Here is an 18,925-nt window from a genome sequence, read left to right as displayed (position 1 = left end):
AGGGCCCACGTGACCCAATACACACCAGTTATGGTCGGTTGACAAGCTACCGGCCGCATCTACATATCTTCTACACGCGGCACACGGGCCCTTCCGGCCTCACCGAACGGGACTAAGCTCCCTACGTGTATCCGAGTCTCGATCAGAAGGGGCCGCTGGCGCCCGGTCTGTCCATCGGCCTCCTCGGCCCGGTCGTCTGTGTGGTCGGCGGCGGGGAAGCCGACGTCGGACCGCCGCTCCAGCAGGCACTCCTGGCGATGCTCGCGACGCGTTCCGGCCGCGTGGTCACCCTGGCCCAGCTGATCGAGGGCCTCTGGGGCGACAGTCCTCCACCCAGCGCCGCGCAGAGCGTCTACACCTACATCGCGGGCTTACGGCGGGCTCTCGAGCCCCACCGTAAGCGGCGTGACCCGCCCGGCATCGTGGCCCGCACGGCGGGCGGTTACCGGCTGGACCTCGATCCGCGGCGGATCGACGCGCACGCCTTCGCCGAGCGGGTGGACGCCGCGGGGCAGGCCAAGAAGGCCGACGACGTCGAGCAGGCGTTACATGACCTCGACGAGGCGCTGAAGCTCTGGCGGGGCCGTCCGCTGAGCGGCGTGCCCGGCCCCTTCGCGGACGGTGAGTGCGCCCGGCTGGAGGAGCTGCGGCTGACCGCCGTCGAGGCCCGTACCGAGGCTCTGGTGCGCCTCGGCCGCCCTGAGGAGGGGCTCGCCGAGCTGCACGACCTGATCCGCGGCCATCCTCTCCGCGAGCGTCCGCGCGAGTTGCTCGTCCTGGCGCTGCACGGATGCGGGCGGCAGGCCGAGGCGTTGATGGCCTTCGACGAGGCCAGGCGCGTCCTGGCGAACGAGCTGGGCGTCGATCCCGGCGAGGGCCTGCGGCTGGCGCACCGCGTCGTCCTGTCCGGCTCCGGCGGGCCGGCGGTCCCCGACCCCGTCATCCCCCGGCAGTTACCTCGCGACCTGATCGCCTTCGTCGGGCGCGCCCGGGAGACGGTCAGCCTGAAGGCCCTCCTCGACCCCTGGGGTGACGCGCCGCCGCATCCGTTCGTCGGGATCTGCGGCCCGCCTGGCGTCGGCAAGTCGGCGCTGGCCGTCCGGGTCGCCCACGCGGTGCGGGAGCGGTTCTCCGACGGGCAGCTGTACGTCAATCTGCGCGGCGGCACCCCGAACGTCCCTCGCCTGTCCTCACACGAGATCTTCAGCCGGCTGCTGCGCGGCATCGGCACGCCGGACGACGCCGTCCCCTCGGACGAGGACGAGGCCGCCGCCCTGTGGCGGAGCAAGCTCCAGGGCAGGCGGCTGCTGGTGCTCCTCGACAACGCCGCCGACCTCGGCCAGGTCAGGCCGTTCGTCTCCGCGCCCCTGGGCACGGCGGTCCTGGTGACGAGCAGGGAGTCCCTGATGGCCGGTGACGACTGCGCCCAGCTCAGCCTGGCCCCTCTCTCGGACGCCGAGGCCACCGCCATGCTGTCCAAGCTCGTCGGTGCCGATCGGGTCTCCGCCGACCTCGACCAGACGGCGCGGCTGGCCCGGCTGTGCGACGGCTTCCCCCTGGCGCTGCGCATCGCCGGCGCGCGGCTGGCCGATCGCCCCGACTGGACGGTGGGCGCGCTGACGGCCCGGCTCTCCGACGAACGGCGCCGGCTGAGCGAGCTGGAGGCGGGCGAGCTCGCCGTACGTTCGAGCCTGGAGGCGAGCTGGGGCGCGCTGAACACCAGCACCCGCGAGGCCGACGGCGCGGCCGCGCGCCTGCTGGCCCTGCTCGGGCTCCTCCACCTGCCCGACGTCACCGTGGAGGCGGCCGCGGCGCTGTCGGGTTTGCCCGCCTCCGACGTCGAACGCGCGCTCGACCGCCTGTGTGACGCCCATCTTCTCGAGGCCGGCGAGCCGGGGCGCTACCATTCACACGATCTCGTCCGGCTCTTCGCCGGCGACCTGATTCCCGCCGCCGAGCGCATCCCGCCGCTCAAGCGGGCGATCGGCTACTACGCCGAGTCCGCGCGCGCCGCGGCGACGACCAGCGACCCGCATCGGGTGCACTGCCTGTACCCGGAGCTCGATGCGCGGGGCCGCCGTTTCGACGGCGCGGAGGAGGCCCGCGAATGGCTCGGGCGGGAGGAGGCCACGCTGCTCGCCGCAGCCCTCCAGGCGATGGCGGATCCGGACGACGACATCGCGCGCGCGGGCGCGGCGATCGGTCTCGCCCTGTGGTGGTACCAGCAGCGGGCCTTCCGCGTGCACGGGCTCATCTCGCTGGGCGAGCGGTTGCTCGCGACGGGCGAGCGCCTCCAGGATCCGGTCATCAGGATGGAGGCGCACGCCCACCTGGCGACGGGCCTGTACTTCAAGGGCGACCCCCTCGCCCTCGATCACCACGAGTGGCACCTGCGCCTGGCCAGGCAGCTCGGCGATCGCTTCAACGAGCAGCGGGCGCACGGCAACCTGGCCTCCACGCTGCTGAAGTGGGAGCGGTTCTCCGACGCCCTGGGGCACGCGCTGGCCCAGCGCGCCATCGCCCGCGAGGCGGGCTCGGAGGTCGGGGAACGCTACGCCCTGCTGGTGGCGGCGCGCGCCCACATCCACCTCGAGCGGTTCGAGGACGCCGCGGTCCTGCTGGAGGAGGGGGCGGCGATGGCCGCCCGCGCCGGTGACGTGCACGGGCAGGCGGAGTTCGCGGTGTCGCGCGGCAGAGCCCTGATCGAGCTCGGCGAGCTGGAGACGGCGGTCACCGTGCTCACCGAGGTCCTCCAGACGGCGCGGGTCGTCGCCAAGACGACGGAGATGGGCTGCCTGGTCTATCTGGCACGCGCCCACCGCCTCCTCGGCAGGACCGCCGAGGCCGTCCGGTGTGGCTCCGAGGCGATCGTGGTCGCCGAGCAGGCGGGCAGCGACTACTGGCTCGAACGGGCGATCAAGGAGCGCGACGTAGCCGCGCGGTCACAGTCGTCGATCCGCGCGTGAGCGGGCCCCACCCGATCAGCGGGGCGGCGCCGTGTCCCTGAGCGCCAGGAAGAAGTCCACCCGATCGGCCATCGTCGACAGGTCTCTGCCCGTCAGCTCCTCGATCCTGCGCACCCGGTACCTCACGGTGTTCACATGCACATGGAGCTGCTCGGCGCAGGCGTTCCACGACCCGGCGCAGTCGAGGAAGATCCCGAGCGTGCGCACCAGCTCCGACTGGTGCCTGCGGTCGTAGTCGAGCAGCGGCGACAGCAGCCGGGCGGCGAACGAGCGGCGGATGTCACCCGGCACCGTGGCCAGCAGCAGCGCGTGCGTGTAGATCTCGTCGCTGGTCACCACCCCGCCGCCGCGGGCCTCGGCCAGCCGCCTGGCGTGCCCGGCCTCCTCCACGCCGCCCTTGACGGCGGCGGCGCCCGTCAGCGCGCCGCTGAGCCCCGCGCACAGGCGGGTGTCGGGCAGCGCGGCCAGCACGCCGGCGCCGGCGCGCAGCCGGTCGGCCAGCTCGGCGGTGGTGCGCTCGCGCAGCGGGACCACGGCGATCGCGCCGTCCGCGCCCGCCGCCGCCACGACCTCGCGGCCGAGCAGTTCCTCGACGACCTGGCCGCCGAGGGTGGCGGGGTCGGGCCCGCGGGTGGCGCCCGGCCGGGGCGCGGTGACGTTCACGATCGCGTACGGCTCCGCCGCGGCCACCCCGCACGTCCGCAGCCCGGCGTTGAGCTCCGCCACGTCGGCCCCGCCCAGCGCCGCCACGATGAGCTGCTCGATGAGCCGGCGCTCGACCCGGCGGCCCTCCTCCATCCGGCTGCGTTCGAGGCCCACGCAGGCGGCCAGCTCGTAGCCCAGGTCGGCGCGGTCCATCAGGTCGCCGTCGCAGGCCAGCGCCCAGCCGGCGGCCCGGTGGCCGCGCCCGACAGCGAAGATCGTGTGGTCGCCGACCTTGACCGGCAGGCGCGGAGCCGTGAGGTAGGCCTTGGCCAGGCCCACCGGGTCGCCGGCCGCGCCGACGAGCACCTCGCCGGAGGCGGACACCACCGCCCCGGTGACGCCCAGCTCGGCGGCGGTCAGCTCGAACAGCTCGCGCAGGTCGGCGCCCTCGGCGATGGCCGCGACGAGCCTGCGGTGGCGGCCGAGCGCGTCGCGCACGTCACCGGCCAGCCGGGGCACCACCGTCTCGGCCAGCGTGCGGAAGGAGACCTCGACGGGCACCTCCACCAGCGGCAGCCCGGCGTCCGCGCAGGCGGCCACCAGGTCGTCCGGCACGTGCCCGAGCCACGCCTGCCCGGCGCCGAGCGCGGCGACGCCGGCCTCGGCCAGCGCGGCCACGAACCGGGCGGAGTCCGGCGGCTCGTGCCACCACATCAGCCCGGTCAGCACCAGCTCGCCGCCGCTGAGGTAGCGGCCGGGCTCGGGCAGGTCGGTGATGTGCACGGTGCTGAACTCGCGGGCCGGGTCGCCGGTGAGCAGCCGCAGGCGCAGATCGTCGATGGTCAGCAGGTCGGAGATGCGCACCTGTAGGAATGTACAAGTCGTATGTTGCAAGCGATGACCGCAATTTGACATCGCGCGGATAGGACGGCCCCGAGGCCCGGTGCTCTACTCGGAGGATGACGCAGACCTCTGATGCGCTCCTGCACGGTGTCGGGGAGAGCGCGCGGCGGCCCGACGCCACGCTGAAGGTGACCGGCGAGTTCGCCTACGCCTCCGACCTGTGGCTGGACGGCATGGTGTGGGGCGCGACGCTGCGCAGCCCGCACCCGTCGGCGTGGCTGCGCTCGATCGACGTGGGCCCGGCGCTGCGCATCCCTGGCGTGCGGGCCGTGCTGACGCACGAGGACGTGCCGGGTGAGAAGTTCTACGGCCTGGAGCACAAGGACCAGCCGGTGCTGGCCATCGACCAGGTGCGTTACCAGGGCGAGCCGGTGGCGCTGGTGGCGGCCGACCACCCGGAGACGGCACGCAGGGCGGCGGCGGCCGTCGTCGTCGAGTACGAGCCCCGCCCCGCCATCACCGACCCCAGGCAGTCCCAGCACTTCGTCCGCCACCAGCCGGTACGCCGCGGCGACACGTTCGAGGCCGACGTGGTCGTGACCGGCGAGTACGAGGTCGGCATGCAGGACCAGGCCTTCCTCGGCCCGGAGTCCGGCCTGGCCGTGCCCGCCGAGGACGGCGGCGTGGACCTCTACATCGCCACCCAGTGGCTGCACGTGGATCGCGACCAGCTCGCCCCCTGCCTGGGCCTGCCGCCCGACAAGGTGCGGTTGACGCTGTCGGGCGTCGGCGGCGCGTTCGGCGCCCGCGAGGACCTGTCGATGCAGGTGCACGCCTGCATGCTGGCCCTGCGGCTGAACCGCCCCGTCAAGATCGTGTACGGCCGGGAGGAGTCGTTCTTCGGCCACGTGCACCGCCATCCGGCCCTGATGCGGTACGAGCACGGCGCCACCCGCGACGGCAGGCTCGTCTACGTCAAGGCCGACATCCTGCTCGACGGCGGCGCGTACTGCTCCTCCTCCCCCGCCGTGGTGGGCAACGCGGCGTCGCTGGGCGTGGGCCCGTACGAGGTGCCGAACGTGCGCGTGGACGCCACCGGCGTCTACACCAACAACCCGCCGTGCGGCGCGATGCGCGGCTTCGGCGCCGTGCAGGCGTGTTACGCCTACGAGTCGCAGATGGACCGGCTGGCCGAGGCGTGCGGGCTGTCGCCGGTCGAGATCCGGGTGCGCAACGCCGTCTCCCAGGGCTCCCACCTGATCACCGGCCAGGTGATCGACTCGCCGGCCCCGCTGGCGGAGATGCTGCGTGACCTGGAGGCCATGCCGCTGCCCCGCGGCACCGGGGACGGCGACCTGCGGGGGCTGCCCGGCGGCGTGTCCCAGACCACCCACGGCGAGTCCGTGCGCCGGGGCGTCGGCTACGGCGTGGGCATCAAGAACATCTGCTTCTCCGAGGGCTTCGACGACTACTCCACCGCCCGGGTGCGGGCCGAGCTGATCGGCGGCGAGCCGCACGTCACCGTGCACACGGCCGCCGCCGAGGTGGGGCAGGGCCTGGTGACCGTGCAGGCGCAGATCGCCCGCACCGAGCTGGGCATCCGGAACGTCACCGTGGCCACCGCCGACACCTCGGTCGGGTCCGCGGGCTCGTCGTCGGCCTCGCGGCAGTCGTACGTGACGGGCGGGGCGGTCAAGGCGGCCTGCGAGGCGGTGCGCAAGCGGTTCGAGGGGCTGCCGCCCGGGGAGGCGCTGGCGCGGTTCGGGCCGATCGAGGAGACGCGCGAGTACCGGCACCGGCCGACGTACCCGCTGGACCCGCTCACCGGCCAGGGCGACTCGCACACGCAGCTCGCGTTGTGCGTGCACCGCGCGGTCGTGGACGTGGACGTGGAGCTGGGCCTGGTGAAGGTGGTGGAGCTGGCGGCGGTGCAGGACGTGGGCCGGATGCTGAACCCGCAGGCGCTGGAGGGCCAGATCCACGGCGGCTCGGCGCAGGGGCTCGGGCTGGCGCTGATGGAGGAGATCCAGGTCCGCGACGGCCAGGTGCTGAACCCGTCGTTCACCGACTACCTCATCCCCACCATTCTCGACATGCCACCCATGACGCTGAAAATCCTGGAAAATCCGGACCCGGCGGCTCCGTACGGGCTGCGCGGCGCCGGCGAGCCCCCGACGCTCTCCTCCACCCCCGCCATCGCCGCCGCCGTCAGAGCGGCCACGGGACTTCGGTTGACTCGCGTTCCGATCAGGCCGGAAGATATCGCCTTGTTCGACAAGGGCTAGACGTCCGACAAGGGCTAGACAAGGGGGCACCGCGATGGCAACCGCACGCGAGGCGGCGGAAGCGGAGTTCAACCGCTTCGACACCGACGGCGACGGCCTGCTGACCGCCGACGAGATCAGGCAGGCCAACCAGGCGCTCGGCGGGCAGGGCGCGGCCGAGAGCGAGATCGAGGCGTTCATCGCCTCGGCCGACAGCGACGGCGACGGCATGGTCAAGCTGGAGGAGTTCGTCGCCCTGGTGGGCCACGGCCGCCACGAGAAGGCGTGATCTCACCCCCTGCGGGGTAGGCAACCCGGCATTCCCCCTGATCACAAGGGGGGAATGGCGGTGCTCGACAGATTCTTCGAGCTGACGGGGCGCGGCACCACCGCAGGCCGTGAGGTGCGCGGCGGCCTCACCACGTTCATGGCCATGGCCTACATCATCCTGCTCAACCCGATCATCCTGGCCGGGGCCAAGGACGTCACCGGCGCCCGGCTCTCGATCGCCGAGCTGACCACCTCCACGGCGCTGGCCGCGGCGATCACCACGCTGCTCATGGCGTTCGTCGGCAACGCCCCGTTCGGCCTGGCCGCGGGGCTGGGCCTGAACGCGGTCGTCGCCTATCAGGCCGCCCCGCACATGACCTGGGCGCAGGCCATGGGCCTGGTCGTGCTGGAAGGCTTCGTGATCATCGTGCTGGCCGTGACCGGCCTGCGCACCCTGATCATGAACGCGATCCCGCTGGCGCTCAAGCACGCGATCAGCGTCGGGATCGGCCTGTTCATCGCACTGATCGGCCTGGTGGACGCGGGCTTCGTCGCCTCGGGCTCGGGCACCCCCGTGCAGCTCGGCGCGACCGGGCACCTCACGGGCTGGCCGGTCGCGGTCTTCTGCTTCGGCCTGCTGCTGATGATCCTCCTGTACGTGCGCCGCGTCCCCGCCGCCATCCTCATCAGCATCGCCGTCACCGCGGTGCTGGCCATCGTGGTCAACTCGGTCAACACCATCGACCCGGCGGCCTGGGGCGTGGTCGCGCCGCGCATGCCGGAGTCGCTGGTGGCGGCGCCGGACTTCGGGCTGGTCGGCCAGTTCGACCTGTTCGGCGGGTTCGTCACGGCGGGGGCGCTGACGGCCACCGTGGTGCTGTTCACGCTGGTGCTGTCGGGCTTCTTCGACGCCATGGGCACGATCATCGGCGTCAGCGACGAGGCGGGGCTGGTGGACGAGCAGGGCCGGGTGCCCCGGCTGGGCCGCATCCTGACCGTGGACGGGGTGGGCGGCATGGTGGGCGGCGCGGCCAGCGCCTCGGCCAACACCGTGTTCGTGGAGTCGGCCGCCGGTGTCGGGGAGGGCGCGCGTACCGGCCTGGCCAGCGTGGTGACGGGTGCGCTGCTGGGGCTGACGCTGCTGTTCACGCCGCTGGCCGCGGTGGTGCCCGCCGCCGCGGCGGCGCCCGCGCTGGTGCTGGTGGGGGCGCTGATGATGACGCAGAGCAGGAACGTGCCGTGGGACGACCTGGAGCTGGCCGTGCCGGCATTTCTGACGATCGCGCTGATGCCGTTCACGTACTCGATCACCAACGGCGTGGGCGCGGGCGTGATCGTCTACACGCTGATCAAGGCGGTCAGGGGGCGGTTCTCCGAGATCCCCTGGCTGCTGTGGGTGGTGACGCTGATCTTCCTGGCCTACTTCGGCATCGACTGGCTGGAAGAGCTGTTCGCCTAGCGGATGTCGCCGCTGTTGCAGGCCACGCCGTTGTTGTCGACGTCGGTGTACCAGCCGTACTCCTCGTGCGTGCCCTTGTAGTAGGGCCCGTCGCCGGCCGCCACGGCCTCCTTGCAGCTCGTGTAGCGCTTGTCGAGGCCGCCCCGGCCGCCCCGGCCGCCCGTCGCGGGCGCCGTCGCGCCGGGCCCAGCCGTGCCTGTGGAGCCCGTCGTTCCCGTGCCGGTCGTCCCGGTGGAGCCCGTGGAGCCCGTGGAGCCCGTGGAGCCCGTGGAGCCGGTGCCGCCGGTCGGCTGGCCGGTCGTGGCGGGGCCGGTGGGCTGGCCGGTCGGGGGCGTGGCGGGGCCGGTCGGGGGTGTGGCGGGGCCGGTCGGGGGTGTGGCGGGGCCGGTCGGAGGGGTCGTGGCGCCCGTGCCCGGGCTCGGCGTGCCGCCCAGCAGGCGGGCCACCAGCGCGTCGGCGTCCTCCTTGGTGAAGCCGGCGATGCTCACGCTGTCGCCGTCCATCGGCTGGGTGACGATGGGCGCGGCGACCACGGTCTTGGGCTGGTCGGCCTGCGCGGGCGCCAGCACGATCGCGATCTGCTGCTGCTCGGGCGCCAGCTCGTCCACGAGCTGCACCAGCTTGTCCTTGAACGCCGGCGCGACCGCGATGCGCACGGAGTAGAGGCCGTCGTCCTCGCGCAGCGGCTCGATGCGCTGCACGGCCGCGACCGTGACGCCGTCCTCCAGCAGGTAGCAGGTGGTCTGCGCCGCGTCGAGCACGGCGGGGTCACCCGGGCAGGGCGCGACCTTGGTCTCCCTGACCGGCGCGAAGTGGATGGGCACCGACAGGTAGCGCGGCGGGGCGCCGCCTAACAGCGGCGTGTCGGGGCTTCTGGTCATCAGGACGGCGACAGTGCCGAGCACGCCTGCGATGAGCACGACGAGCACCAGCGAGACGATCAGCACGATGGTGGTGAGTCTGCTGGCGGTCGGCTCCCCCGGGTCCGCGGGTGGCGGCTCTTCCGGCTTGTCCATCGATGACGATCCCATCCTGACGTTCGGGCTGCCGGTGAGCCTATCGAGGAGAAGGCACACCGGGGTAATCCGCCGGATAATCCTCACTCAACTGTGAGAGCCGGGGAAGAATGGAGGAGGAAACCGAGGATCGCCGGGAAGAGTGACGGCATGAGGATCGGTGTGCCACGAGAGGTCAAGAACAGCGAGTACCGGGTGGCGCTGACCCCTGCGGGGGTGCACGAGCTGGTCCGCCACGGCCACCAGGTCCTCGTCGAGCGCGACGCCGGCGCGGGGTCCGCGATCCCCGACGCCGACTTCGCCGCCGCGGGCGCCGTCATGGTCCCCGAGGCCGACGAGCTGTGGGGCGGGGCCGACCTGGTGATGAAGGTCAAGGAGCCGGAGGCGGAGGAGTACCACCGGCTGCGCAAGGGGCTGGTGCTGTTCACGTACCTGCATCTGGCCGCCTCCCGGGCCTGCACGCGCGCGCTGCTGGAGTCGGGCTGCACCGCGGTCGCCTACGAGACGGTCCAGACGGCGAACGGCGCGCTGCCGCTGCTGGCGCCCATGTCGGAGGTGGCGGGGCGGCTGGCGCCGCAGGTGGGCGCCTACCACCTGATGCGCTCGGCGGGCGGCAGAGGCGTGCTGATGGGCGGCGTCCCGGGGGTGCGCGCGGCGCACGTGGTGGTGATCGGGGCCGGGGTCTCCGGCATGAACGCCGCCGCCATCGCCCTCGGCATGCAGGCCGAGGTGGTGCTGCTCGACATGAACCTCGACAAGCTGCGCCAGGCCGACCTGATCTACCAGGGCCACTGCCAGACCGTCGCCTCCAACACGCTGGAGATCGAGCGCGCGGTGCTGGAGGCCGACCTGGTCATCGGCGCGGTGCTCGTGCCCGGCGCCAAGGCGCCCAAGCTCGTCACCGACGACCTGGTCAGCCGCATGAAGCCGGGCTCGGTGCTGGTGGACATCTCGATCGACCAGGGCGGCTGCTTCGAGAGCTCGCGGCCGACGACGCACGAGGAGCCGACGTACCGGGTGCACGACTCGATCTTCTACTGCGTGGCCAACATGCCGGGCGCGGTGCCGCACACCTCGACGTTCGCGCTGACGAACGTGACGCTCCCGTACGCGCTGGAGATCGCCGACCTGGGCTGGCAGCGCGCGATGCGCGCGGACCCCGCCCTGGCGCTCGGCCTGAACACGCACGAGGGCCGGCTGACCAGCCGCCCCGTGGCGCAGGCGCACGGCCTGGAGTGGACGGCGCCGCAGGACGTGCTCGCCTGAGCCAATTCTCCGCTACCCCTGGGCATCCCGCACCCGAAGAGTTACGCTAAGTAGCGATCAGCTACTCACTGTGACGAACGGAGTGGTGATGTCCCAGCCGAGCTTCCGCGAGAGCGCGGAGCGCAACTTCGACGACCTGGACGCCGACGGCGACGGATTCCTGACCCGGTACGACTACCTGGCGCTCGCCCGGCAACGGCTCCAGCAGACCGGCGTCAGGCCCGACACACCGGACGGCGAGGCACTGGTCGAGGCGTTCCTCAACGCCTGGGACACCCACGCCCGCACCCTCGACACCGACCGCGACGGGGAGATCAGCAAGGAGGAGTACGTGCGCTCCTTCGAGATGCTGGTGAGCACCGGCGCGCTCCAGGCGGTGCTGGCACCCATCTCCAGGGCCACCTTCACGGCGGCCGACCGCGACGGCGACGGCTGGATCAGCGCCGAGGAGTTCCGCTCGTTGTGGAGCCAGCCGGGCACCGGCCTCACCGCCGCCTTCGCCAGGGCCGACTCCGACGGTGACGGCCGCATCTCCTACGAGGAGTTCGCCAGGGCCCGCCACGGCCTGCTCATCGGCGAGGGCTGAGCCCGGCGCCAGGGCCCTGCGGGGGCCGGGCCCTGGCGCCCTGGGCCTACTGGTCCTGCTTACTGCTGCTTGGCTTACTGCTGCTTGGGCTTACTGCTGCTGCGACGGGCTGGCCGAGGGGGCCGGCGTCTCCATCGGAGCCTGCTGCTGGTTCGTCGGCTCCGGCGGCAGCGGCGCCTGGTCGGCCGTGGTGGTGATCGCGTCCGTGCCGCCACAGGTGGCGCCGGGCTCAGGCGTGTCGGCGCCGTTCTGGTAGCGCTTGATGAACGCGCCGAGCTTCGGGTCGGCCGCGTCGGTCAGCTTGAGCTGGTGACCCCAGGAGGAGACCACGATCGGCGACGGCAGGTTGGGGAACGGGCTCATCAGCATGTAGTCCTGCTGCCCCGTGGAGGACGCGACCTCCTTCAGCTTGTCGACCTGCGCCTTGGCCAGGTCCGGCCGGTAGGTGATCCAGACCGCGCCGTGCTCCAGCGAGTGCACGGCGTGCTCGCTGTGGATCGGCTTGTCGTAGATCGCGCACTGCTGCCAGTAGTTGTTGTGCTCGCCGCCCACCGGCGGCGTCTCCTTGTAGGCGACCGTGTTCCACACGTGCTGACCGGCCTCGTACTTCACACTGGTCACGGCGTCCAGCGAGGTCTGCCTGGCCTGGTTGACCAGGTAGAAGCCGACCACGCCGACGAGCACCACGATGATGAGCCCGCCGGTGCCCCACATCAGCAGTGCGGCGCGGCGTTGCTTGCGCTTCTGCTCGGCCCGCATCTTCTGCAGGTGCTCGCGCCTCGCCTGCGCCTTCTCCTTCGTCATCGTTCCTCCATCGGCGTACCAACTCCGGGTCACCCTATGCCCTCCGGGCGTATGCGGAGAATAAGAGCCGCATAAGGGTCCGATCACAGCCCGTCCCGCAGGTGGGTACGCTGGAGCCGCCATGGAAAAGCCGGTGAGGAAACCCGTTCTGATCATCTGCGGCGTGCTCGTGCTCGCCGTGGCCGCCTTCTTCCTGTTCGGCCGCGACAGCACGCCGGGCGACACCTCGCCGGAGGCCGGGTTCGCCCGCGACATGGCCACGCACCACGCCCAGGCCGTCGACATGGCGTTCATCGTCAGGGACAAGGGCCCCGCCAGGGAGATCAGGAGCCTGGCCTTCGACATCATCAACACCCAGGCCAACCAGCGCGGCATGTTCCAGGGCTGGCTGCAGCAGTGGGGGCTCAGCCAGGCCACCGACGAGCGGCCGATGGCCTGGATGAGCGGCCACGGCCACGGCGCCGGTCCCGCCGCCGCGCCCGCCGCCACGCCCGCCGCCGCGCCCGCCGCCACGCCGGGGCTGATGCCCGGCATGGCCTCCGCCGACGAGCTGACCAAGCTCAAGCAGGCGCAGGGCACGCAGGCCGAGGTGCTGTTCCTGCAGCTCATGATCCGTCACCATGAAGGCGGCGTGCAGATGGCCGAGGGGCTGCTCAAGCTGTCCACGCGCAGCGAGGTGGTCAGCATGGCACAGAAGATCGTCGACGGGCAGAGCGGGGAGATCAAGCTGATGACGGAGCTGCTCCAGCAGCGCGGCGCGAAGCCGTACCCGTCGATACTGAAGAGCCCGTAGGCGATGGGCGCCGACGCGGTCGTCGTGGGCTCCGGGCCCAACGGTTTGATGGCCGCGGTCCTGCTGGCCCGCGCCGGGCGCGAGGTGCTGCTGCTGGAGGGGGCCGAGCGGTTCGGCGGCGGGCTGCGGTCCGGCGAGCTGACGCTGCCGGGGCACGTGCACGACCTGGGCGCGACCGTGATGGCGATGGCGCTGGCCTCGCCCGCGTTCAGGGGGCTGGAGCTCAAGAGGGTCGAGTTCGCCCATCCTCCGGTGGTCGCGGCCCATCCGCTCGACGGGCGGCCCGCCGTGCTGGTGCACCGCGACGTCCGGCGCACCGCCGAGGGGCTGGGGCGCGACCGGGCGGCGTGGCTGGCCACCGTGGGCGCGGCGGTGCGCGCCGGGCTCCCGCTGGTGGACCTGCTGCTCAAGCCCCTCGGGCCGTGGCCGGCCGACCCTCGGGTGTTCGCGCAGGCCGCCAGGTTCGGGCTGGCCGCGGCGCTGCCCGCCACGACGTTCGCCAGGGCGGCGTTCCGCACGGTGGAGGCCCGCGCGCTGCTCGCCGGCATGTCCGCGCACTCCATGCTGGACCTGCGCGCCCCCGTCTCCGCCGGCTACGGGCTGATGCTGGCGACGCTGGCGCACCTGGTGGGCTGGCCGGTGGTGCGCGGCGGATCGCAGGGGCTGGCCGACGCGCTGGTGGCCGAGCTGCGGTCGCTGGGCGGCGAGGCGGTGACCGGGCACCGGGTGCGCCGGCTGACGGAGCTGGACGCGCCGATCGTGGTGCTCGACGTGACGCCCCGGCAGCTGCTCGCGATGGCCGACCTGCCCGGCGGCTACCGGCGGCGGCTGGCGCGCTACCGGTACGGGCCCGGCGTGTTCAAGCTGGACTGGGCGCTCGACGGGCCGGTGCCCTGGCGCGACCCGGCGGTGGCCGGGGCGGGCACGGTGCACCTGGGCGGGACCTTGGAGGAGATCGCGCTCAGCGAGGCCGAGGCGAGCGCCGGGCGGGTCTCGCCCCGGCCGTACGTGCTGCTCGTCCAGCCGTACGCGGCCGATCCGACGCGGGGCGGGCACACGCTGTGGGCCTACTGCCACGTGCCGCACGGCTCGCGGGCCGACCTGACCGACGCCGTCGAGGCCCAGATCGAGCGGTACGCGCCCGGCTTCCGCGACCGGGTGCTGGCCAGGCACGCGATGGGCCCGGCTGCGCTGGAGGCGGCCGATCCCAACCTGGTGGGCGGTGACATCGGGGGCGGGCTGGCCAGCCTGGCGCAGTTCGTCCGCCGGCCGGTCTGGTCGCCCGCCCCGTGGCGCACCCCGCTGCCGGGGGTGTTCCTCTGCTCGTCCGCGACGCCGCCGGGGCCCGGGGTGCACGGGATGGGCGGCTGGCAGGCCGCCCGCCTCGCCCTCCGGCATCCCTGAAGGCACCGCCCAAGGGCCCTGGAGTGGGGGCTCAGCGGCGGGTGTCGGTCATCTCCTCGGCCAGGGCGGCGGCGAAGGCGTCCACGTCCTCCTCCGTCGTGTCGAACGCGCACATCCACCGCACCTCCCCGTCCGTCCAGTCGTAGAACTTGTACCGCTTGCGCAGCCGCTCGGCCACGTCCGGCGGCAGCACCGCGAACACCGCGTTGGCCTCGACCGCCCTGGCCACCCGCACCCCGGGCACGCGCCCGACCGCCTCGGCCAGCCGCCGCGCCATCTCGTTGGCCCGGCGGGCGTTGCGCAGCCACAGGTCACCCGAGAGCAGCGCCTCGAACTGCACCGAGACGAACCGCATCTTCGACGACAGCTGCATGAACGTCTTGCGCAGGTAGTCGACGCCGGTGGCCGCCTCCGGGTTCAGCACGACGACGGCCTCGCCGTACATCAGACCGATCTTCGTACCGCCGAAGGAGAGCACGTCCACGCCCGCGTCGGTGGTCAGCGCCCGCATGGGGACGCCGAGCGCCGCGGCGGCGTTGGTCAGCCGCGAGCCGTCGAGGTGCACGAGCAGGCCCAGGTCGTGGGCGTGCGCGCAGATCGCGGCGATCTCCTCGGCGGTGTAGACGGTGCCCAGCTCGGTGGTGTTGGAGATCGAGACCACCTTGGGCTGGGCCCGGTGCACGTCGCCGAAGCCCCAGGCCTGCCGGTCGATCAGCTCGGGGGTGAGCTTGCCGTCGGGCGTGGGGACGGTGAGCAGCTTGATGCCGCCCGCCACCTCGGGCGCGCCGCCCTCGTCGGTGTTGATGTGGGCGCTCTCGGCGCAGATGACCGCCTCCCACTGCGCGGTCATGGCACGCAGGGAGACGACGTTGGCGGCGGTGCCGTTGAACACCGGGTACGCCTGCGCCCGCTCGCCGAAGTGCCGCTGGAAGACCTCCTGCGTGGCCTCGGTGTAGACGTCGTCGCCGTAGGAGGTCTGGTGACCGCCGTTGGCCGAGACGATGGCCTGGAGGATCTCGGGGTGCACCCCGGCGTAGTTGTCGCTGGCGAAGGCCTTGAGCCGGGGGTCGTGCCGGGGGTTCAAGAAGTCAGGTCCAATCGTGTGCCGTTGATCTCGGCGGCGGGGCGCTCGTAGAGGCCGCCGATGGCCGCCGCCAGGTCGTTGACGTCGGTGAAGCCGGGGAAGCGCGCCTCGGGGTCGGCCGCCCGCATGGTGTCGTTCACCAGGGCCTTGACGACGAGGATGGTGGCCGCGGCCGGGGTGTCCTTGAGCGCGTCGGCCAAGGACAGCGTCCACGCCTCCGCCGCCGCCTTGGCCGCCGCGTAGACGGCTCCTCCGGCGGTCGGGCGCTGGGCCGCCTTGGCCGAGACGATCACGAACCGGCCGTGCTCGCTGCGGCGCAGCAGCGGCTCGAAGGCCAGCGAGACGTGCTGGAGGGTGCGGATCAGCAGGTCGTGCAGGAGCTCCCAGTCGTCGAGGCTGGTCTCGGCGAAAGACCTGCCGCCGCGCCAGCCGCCCACCAGGTGCACCACGCCGTCCACGCGGCCGTGCTCGCGCTCGATGCGGTCGGCCAGGCCCTGGACGGCGGCGCGGTCGAGCAGGTCCACGTCCTGCTTGTCCACGCCGATCACGGTGTGGCCATTTTTCCGGAAATATCCGGAAACGGCCTCACCCGTGGGCCCGCCGGCGCCGGTAACCAGAATGATCATGCTCGGAGTCCCTTAGTCGATTCGACCACATCCGTCAGCTTACGGCGCAGTGCCTCGTAGAACATGCTGAGCGGGAACTCGTCCGGTAGCACCGCGTCCACCTTGGCCTTCTGCTCCTCCGGCAGCGCCTCGACCCCCTTGGCCCAGGTGGAGCCGGGGTGCGGGGCCACGTACGCGCTCACCAGCTCGTAGGCCGCCAGCCAGTGCGCCAGCTTGGAGCGGTCGATGCTGTCGCGATACAGCTTCTCGACCTCCCCGCGCAGGTCGGCCACCCCGTCCGCGACCCGCTCCCAGTCGATCGTGAGCCGGTTGTCGGTCCACCGCACGACGTCGTTGCGGTGCAGGTAGGCGAACAGGAGCTGCCCGCCGAGCCCGTCGTAGTTGCGCACCCGCGCCCCGGTGACGGGGAAGCGGAACAGCCGGTCGAACAGGATCGCCGTCTGCACGTACCGCGCATACGGCACTCCCCGCCGCTCCAGCTCCACGGCCTCCCCGAACGCGGTCAGGTCGCAGCGCAGCTCCTCCAGCGCGTACAGCCAGTACGGCATCCGCTGCTTGATCATGAACGGGTCGAACGGCAGGTCACCGTGGCTGTGCGTGCGGTCGTGCACCAGGTCCCAGAGCACGAACGTGTCCTGCGCCAGCCGCTGCGAGGCCAGCAGCCGCTCCGCGTCCGGCGGCAGGTCCAGCTTGAGCGTCTCGACGGCGGCCCTGGACACCCGCCTGAACCTGGCGGCCTCGCGGTCGGCGAAGATCCCGCCCCAGGTGAACCTGGCGGGCGCCTGCCGCACCGCCACCGTCTCGGGGAACAGCACGGCCGAGTGCGTGTCGTAGCCGGAGGTGAAGTCGACGAACGCGATCGGCACGAACATCGGGTTGTCGTAGCCGCCCGCCTCCAGCTCGGCCAGCCAGTCCGGCCAGATCGTCCGGATCCAGACGGCTTCGAGGTTGCGGGAGGGGTTGCCGTTCTGGGTGTACATGGGGAAGACCACGACGTGCTCCAGGCCGTCGAGGCGCTGGGTGTCGGGGTGGAAGAGGTCGAGGGAGTCCAGGAAGTCGGGCACGCCGAGGTCCTGCGCGGCCCACTTGGTCAGGTCGGCCTGGACTGCTTGGAGGTAGGCGGCGTCGTGGGGGAAGTGGGGTGAGATCTCGCCTACGTGCCCGGCGATTCGGCTCACCAGGGTCTTCGCCTGGTCCTTGGCCTCCGCCGGCACCGAGCCGTCCTTGGCCTGGAGCGGGCGCAGCTCCTCCACGGCCTCCTTGAGGCGCGCGAACAGGGCGGCCTTGGCCTCGCCATGCGCCACGCCATGCGCCACGCCATGCGCCGCGCCATGCGCCTCGTTGCGCGCCTCGTTGCGCGCCTCGCCATCCGCACGGTCGTCGGCGGGGAGCCTGGCGGCCCAGGTGACCACGTTCTGCCAGAGCACGCGGTGGTCGTGATCGTCGATGGAGTCGTCGCCGAACAGGTCGGAGTCGGCGAAGACGACGACCCGCCCGCGCCCGTGCCGCAGCGCCACAGCCAGCGGCTCGCCCGCCGGGTCGGCCGCCGCCGAGGTGGCGAAGAGCACCTCGGCTCCGGGCGCCGCGAGCGTGCCCGCACGGTAGAAGCAGGCCGCCCGCACCCCGGCCATCAGCCCGGAGTCACTGGAACGTTCCCCCATCACCCAGGTGGCCACGTCCCGGTGGGCGTGGCGGGGGTCGCGGACGGTGGTGTGCCGGACGTCCACGCCGAACCGGGCGAGCAGCTCGCGCAGGTTGTTGCCGTACTTGTCCTGCTCCTCCTCGGCCAGCACGACCAGCCCGCCGCCGCCCGCCACGAAGGACTCGACGGCGTCCAGCTCGGCGCCGGTGAAGACCGGGCTGCCCTGCCCGGTCGTGCGCTCCCAGCGCTCACCAGACGGGTGCGCGATCACCAGGACGTCCTGCCCGTCCAGCGTCTCGGCGCCGAGGGGGCCCGCCGTGTGGGCGGCGACCGTGTGCCCCAGGTGCCGCAGCAGCCCGGCCGCGCGGGCGTAGCTGTTGTCGTCGGGATGGGCGGGGTTGATGGACTCGGCCAGCTCGCGCCGGATGGTCCACGACTCGCTGTGAGCCTCGTCGAACAGCACCCTGGGGAAGGTTCGCATGAAATATCTCCTGCATCAGCGGCCTAATGCAGGAAAATATACACACATTTACGCCTATCCTCGCTAGTCCCTCCCGGCTAGGCCGCCCCAGGCCGTACGACGCCGGTCTCGTACGCGAACACCACGGCCTGCGCCCGGTCCCGCAGCGACAGCTTCATCAGCACCCGCGCCACGTGCGTCTTGACCGTGGCCTCCCCCACGTACAGCTCCCTGGCGATCTCCGCGTTGGTCAGGCCGCGCGCCAGCAGCCGCAGCACCTCCAGCTCGCGCGGCGTCAGCTCGGCCAGGGCCGGCGCCGGCCGGGGCTCGGCGCGGCCGGCGAACGTGGCGATCACCCGGCTCGTGACGGCCGGGTCGAGGAGCGCGTCACCGGAGTGCACCACCCTGATCGCCTCCAGCAGCTGCTCCGGCGGCGACACCTTGAGCAGGAAGCCGCTGGTGCCGGCGCGCAGCGCCGCGTAGAGGTTCTCGTCGGTGTCGAACGTGGTCAGCGTGATCACCTTGGGCGGCGCGGGAGCGTCGAGCAGCTCCTTGGCCGCCGCCAGCCCGTCGAGCCGGGGCATCGAGATGTCCATGAGGACGATGTCCGGCCGGGTGCGCCTGGCCACGGAGACGGCCTCCCGCCCGTCGGCCGCCTCTCCGACGACTTCCATGCCGGGGTCGCTCTCGACGACCATACGCAGCCCGGCCCTGACCATCGCCTGATCGTCGGCGATGACTATGCGAATGCCCACACGCGGAGGTTAGACGCCGGGTGGCGCCTTGAACACCGGGGG

15 protein-coding genes are annotated in these 18,925 nt (G+C 72.5%); 8 read left to right on the top strand and 7 right to left on the bottom strand.

Annotated elements, in window-relative coordinates; genetic code table 11:
* Nucleotides 1-125: 125 nt before the first annotated feature.
* Entirely contained in the window at nt 126-2,966 is a 2,841-nt protein-coding gene (locus tag LCN96_RS16325; RefSeq protein ID WP_225273478.1) for an AfsR/SARP family transcriptional regulator, read from the top strand.
* 15 nt (nt 2,967-2,981) lie between these two features.
* Here LCN96_RS16325 and LCN96_RS16320 read toward each other — a convergent pair whose 3' ends face one another.
* Nucleotides 2,982-4,475, bottom strand: coding sequence for a helix-turn-helix domain-containing protein (locus tag LCN96_RS16320; RefSeq protein ID WP_225273477.1), 1,494 nt, complete (start codon nt 4,473-4,475; stop codon nt 2,982-2,984).
* Nucleotides 4,476-4,570: 95 nt separating this feature from the next.
* Here LCN96_RS16320 and LCN96_RS16315 point away from each other — a divergent pair, with 95 nt between their 5' ends.
* Genes LCN96_RS16315 through LCN96_RS16305 form a run of 3 tightly spaced genes read left to right on the top strand, consistent with a single transcriptional unit; the run spans nt 4,571 to nt 8,447 of the window.
* On the top strand, nt 4,571-6,739 hold the full coding sequence (locus LCN96_RS16315; protein ID WP_225273476.1) for a xanthine dehydrogenase family protein molybdopterin-binding subunit: 2,169 nt from the start codon (nt 4,571-4,573) through the stop codon (nt 6,737-6,739).
* Nucleotides 6,714-7,007, top strand: coding sequence for an EF-hand domain-containing protein (locus LCN96_RS16310; protein ID WP_225275991.1), 294 nt, complete (start codon nt 6,714-6,716; stop codon nt 7,005-7,007). The genes LCN96_RS16315 and LCN96_RS16310 overlap by 26 nt, the downstream gene beginning before the upstream one ends.
* Before the next feature lie 54 nt (nt 7,008-7,061).
* The gene (locus tag LCN96_RS16305; protein WP_225273475.1) at nt 7,062-8,447 is read left to right on the top strand and encodes an NCS2 family permease; all 1,386 of its coding nucleotides are present in this window, start codon (nt 7,062-7,064) and stop codon (nt 8,445-8,447) included.
* Here LCN96_RS16305 and LCN96_RS16300 read toward each other — a convergent pair.
* Nucleotides 8,444-9,463 carry an excalibur calcium-binding domain-containing protein gene (locus LCN96_RS16300; RefSeq protein ID WP_225273474.1) on the bottom strand — a complete coding sequence of 340 codons (1,020 nt, stop codon included), beginning with the start codon at nt 9,461-9,463 and terminating at the stop codon, nt 8,444-8,446. The genes LCN96_RS16305 and LCN96_RS16300 overlap by 4 nt on opposite strands.
* Nucleotides 9,464-9,613: 150 nt before the next feature.
* Between LCN96_RS16300 and ald the strand changes: the two genes are divergently transcribed.
* Together ald and LCN96_RS16290 are read left to right on the top strand one after the other, a co-directional pair.
* The gene (gene ald, locus LCN96_RS16295) at nt 9,614-10,729 is read left to right on the top strand and encodes an alanine dehydrogenase (RefSeq protein ID WP_225273473.1); all 1,116 of its coding nucleotides are present in this window, start codon (nt 9,614-9,616) and stop codon (nt 10,727-10,729) included.
* An 88-nt stretch (nt 10,730-10,817) separates the two neighbouring features.
* Entirely contained in the window at nt 10,818-11,315 is a 498-nt protein-coding gene (locus LCN96_RS16290) for an EF-hand domain-containing protein (protein ID WP_225273472.1), read from the top strand.
* A 90-nt stretch (nt 11,316-11,405) separates the two neighbouring features.
* Here the strand turns inward: LCN96_RS16290 and LCN96_RS16285 are convergent, their stop codons facing one another.
* Complete coding sequence (locus LCN96_RS16285) at nt 11,406-12,119, bottom strand: DUF3105 domain-containing protein (protein ID WP_225273471.1); 714 nt, start codon at nt 12,117-12,119, stop codon at nt 11,406-11,408.
* A gap of 133 nt (nt 12,120-12,252) precedes the next feature.
* Here LCN96_RS16285 and LCN96_RS16280 point away from each other — a divergent pair, with 133 nt between their 5' ends.
* On the top strand, nt 12,253-12,912 hold the full coding sequence (locus LCN96_RS16280) for a DUF305 domain-containing protein (protein WP_225273470.1): 660 nt from the start codon (nt 12,253-12,255) through the stop codon (nt 12,910-12,912).
* A 3-nt stretch (nt 12,913-12,915) separates the two neighbouring features.
* Entirely contained in the window at nt 12,916-14,316 is a 1,401-nt protein-coding gene (locus LCN96_RS16275) for a phytoene desaturase family protein (RefSeq protein ID WP_225273469.1), read from the top strand.
* A gap of 31 nt (nt 14,317-14,347) precedes the next feature.
* Here the strand turns inward: LCN96_RS16275 and LCN96_RS16270 are convergent, their stop codons facing one another.
* The 4 genes from LCN96_RS16270 to LCN96_RS16255 form a co-directional block, all read right to left on the bottom strand.
* Complete coding sequence (locus tag LCN96_RS16270) at nt 14,348-15,400, bottom strand: threonine aldolase family protein (protein ID WP_225273468.1); 1,053 nt, start codon at nt 15,398-15,400, stop codon at nt 14,348-14,350.
* Nucleotides 15,397-16,026: an SDR family NAD(P)-dependent oxidoreductase gene (locus LCN96_RS16265; RefSeq protein WP_225273467.1), complete on the bottom strand. Its 630-nt coding sequence runs from the start codon at nt 16,024-16,026 to the stop codon at nt 15,397-15,399. Before LCN96_RS16265 ends, LCN96_RS16270 begins: the two co-directional genes overlap by 4 nt.
* Nucleotides 16,023-18,149: a DUF6421 family protein gene (locus LCN96_RS16260; protein WP_225273466.1), complete on the bottom strand. Its 2,127-nt coding sequence runs from the start codon at nt 18,147-18,149 to the stop codon at nt 16,023-16,025. The genes LCN96_RS16265 and LCN96_RS16260 overlap by 4 nt, the downstream gene beginning before the upstream one ends.
* Nucleotides 18,150-18,226: 77 nt before the next feature.
* Entirely contained in the window at nt 18,227-18,883 is a 657-nt protein-coding gene (locus LCN96_RS16255; RefSeq protein ID WP_225273465.1) for a response regulator, read from the bottom strand.
* Nucleotides 18,884-18,925 lie beyond the last annotated feature (42 nt).

The sequence above is a fragment of the Nonomuraea gerenzanensis genome, from assembly GCF_020215645.1.
Lineage (GTDB): Bacteria > Actinomycetota > Actinomycetes > Streptosporangiales > Streptosporangiaceae > Nonomuraea > Nonomuraea gerenzanensis.
The sequence above is the reverse complement of the archived record's forward strand: the minus strand, read 5'-3'. Positions and strand labels throughout refer to the sequence as shown.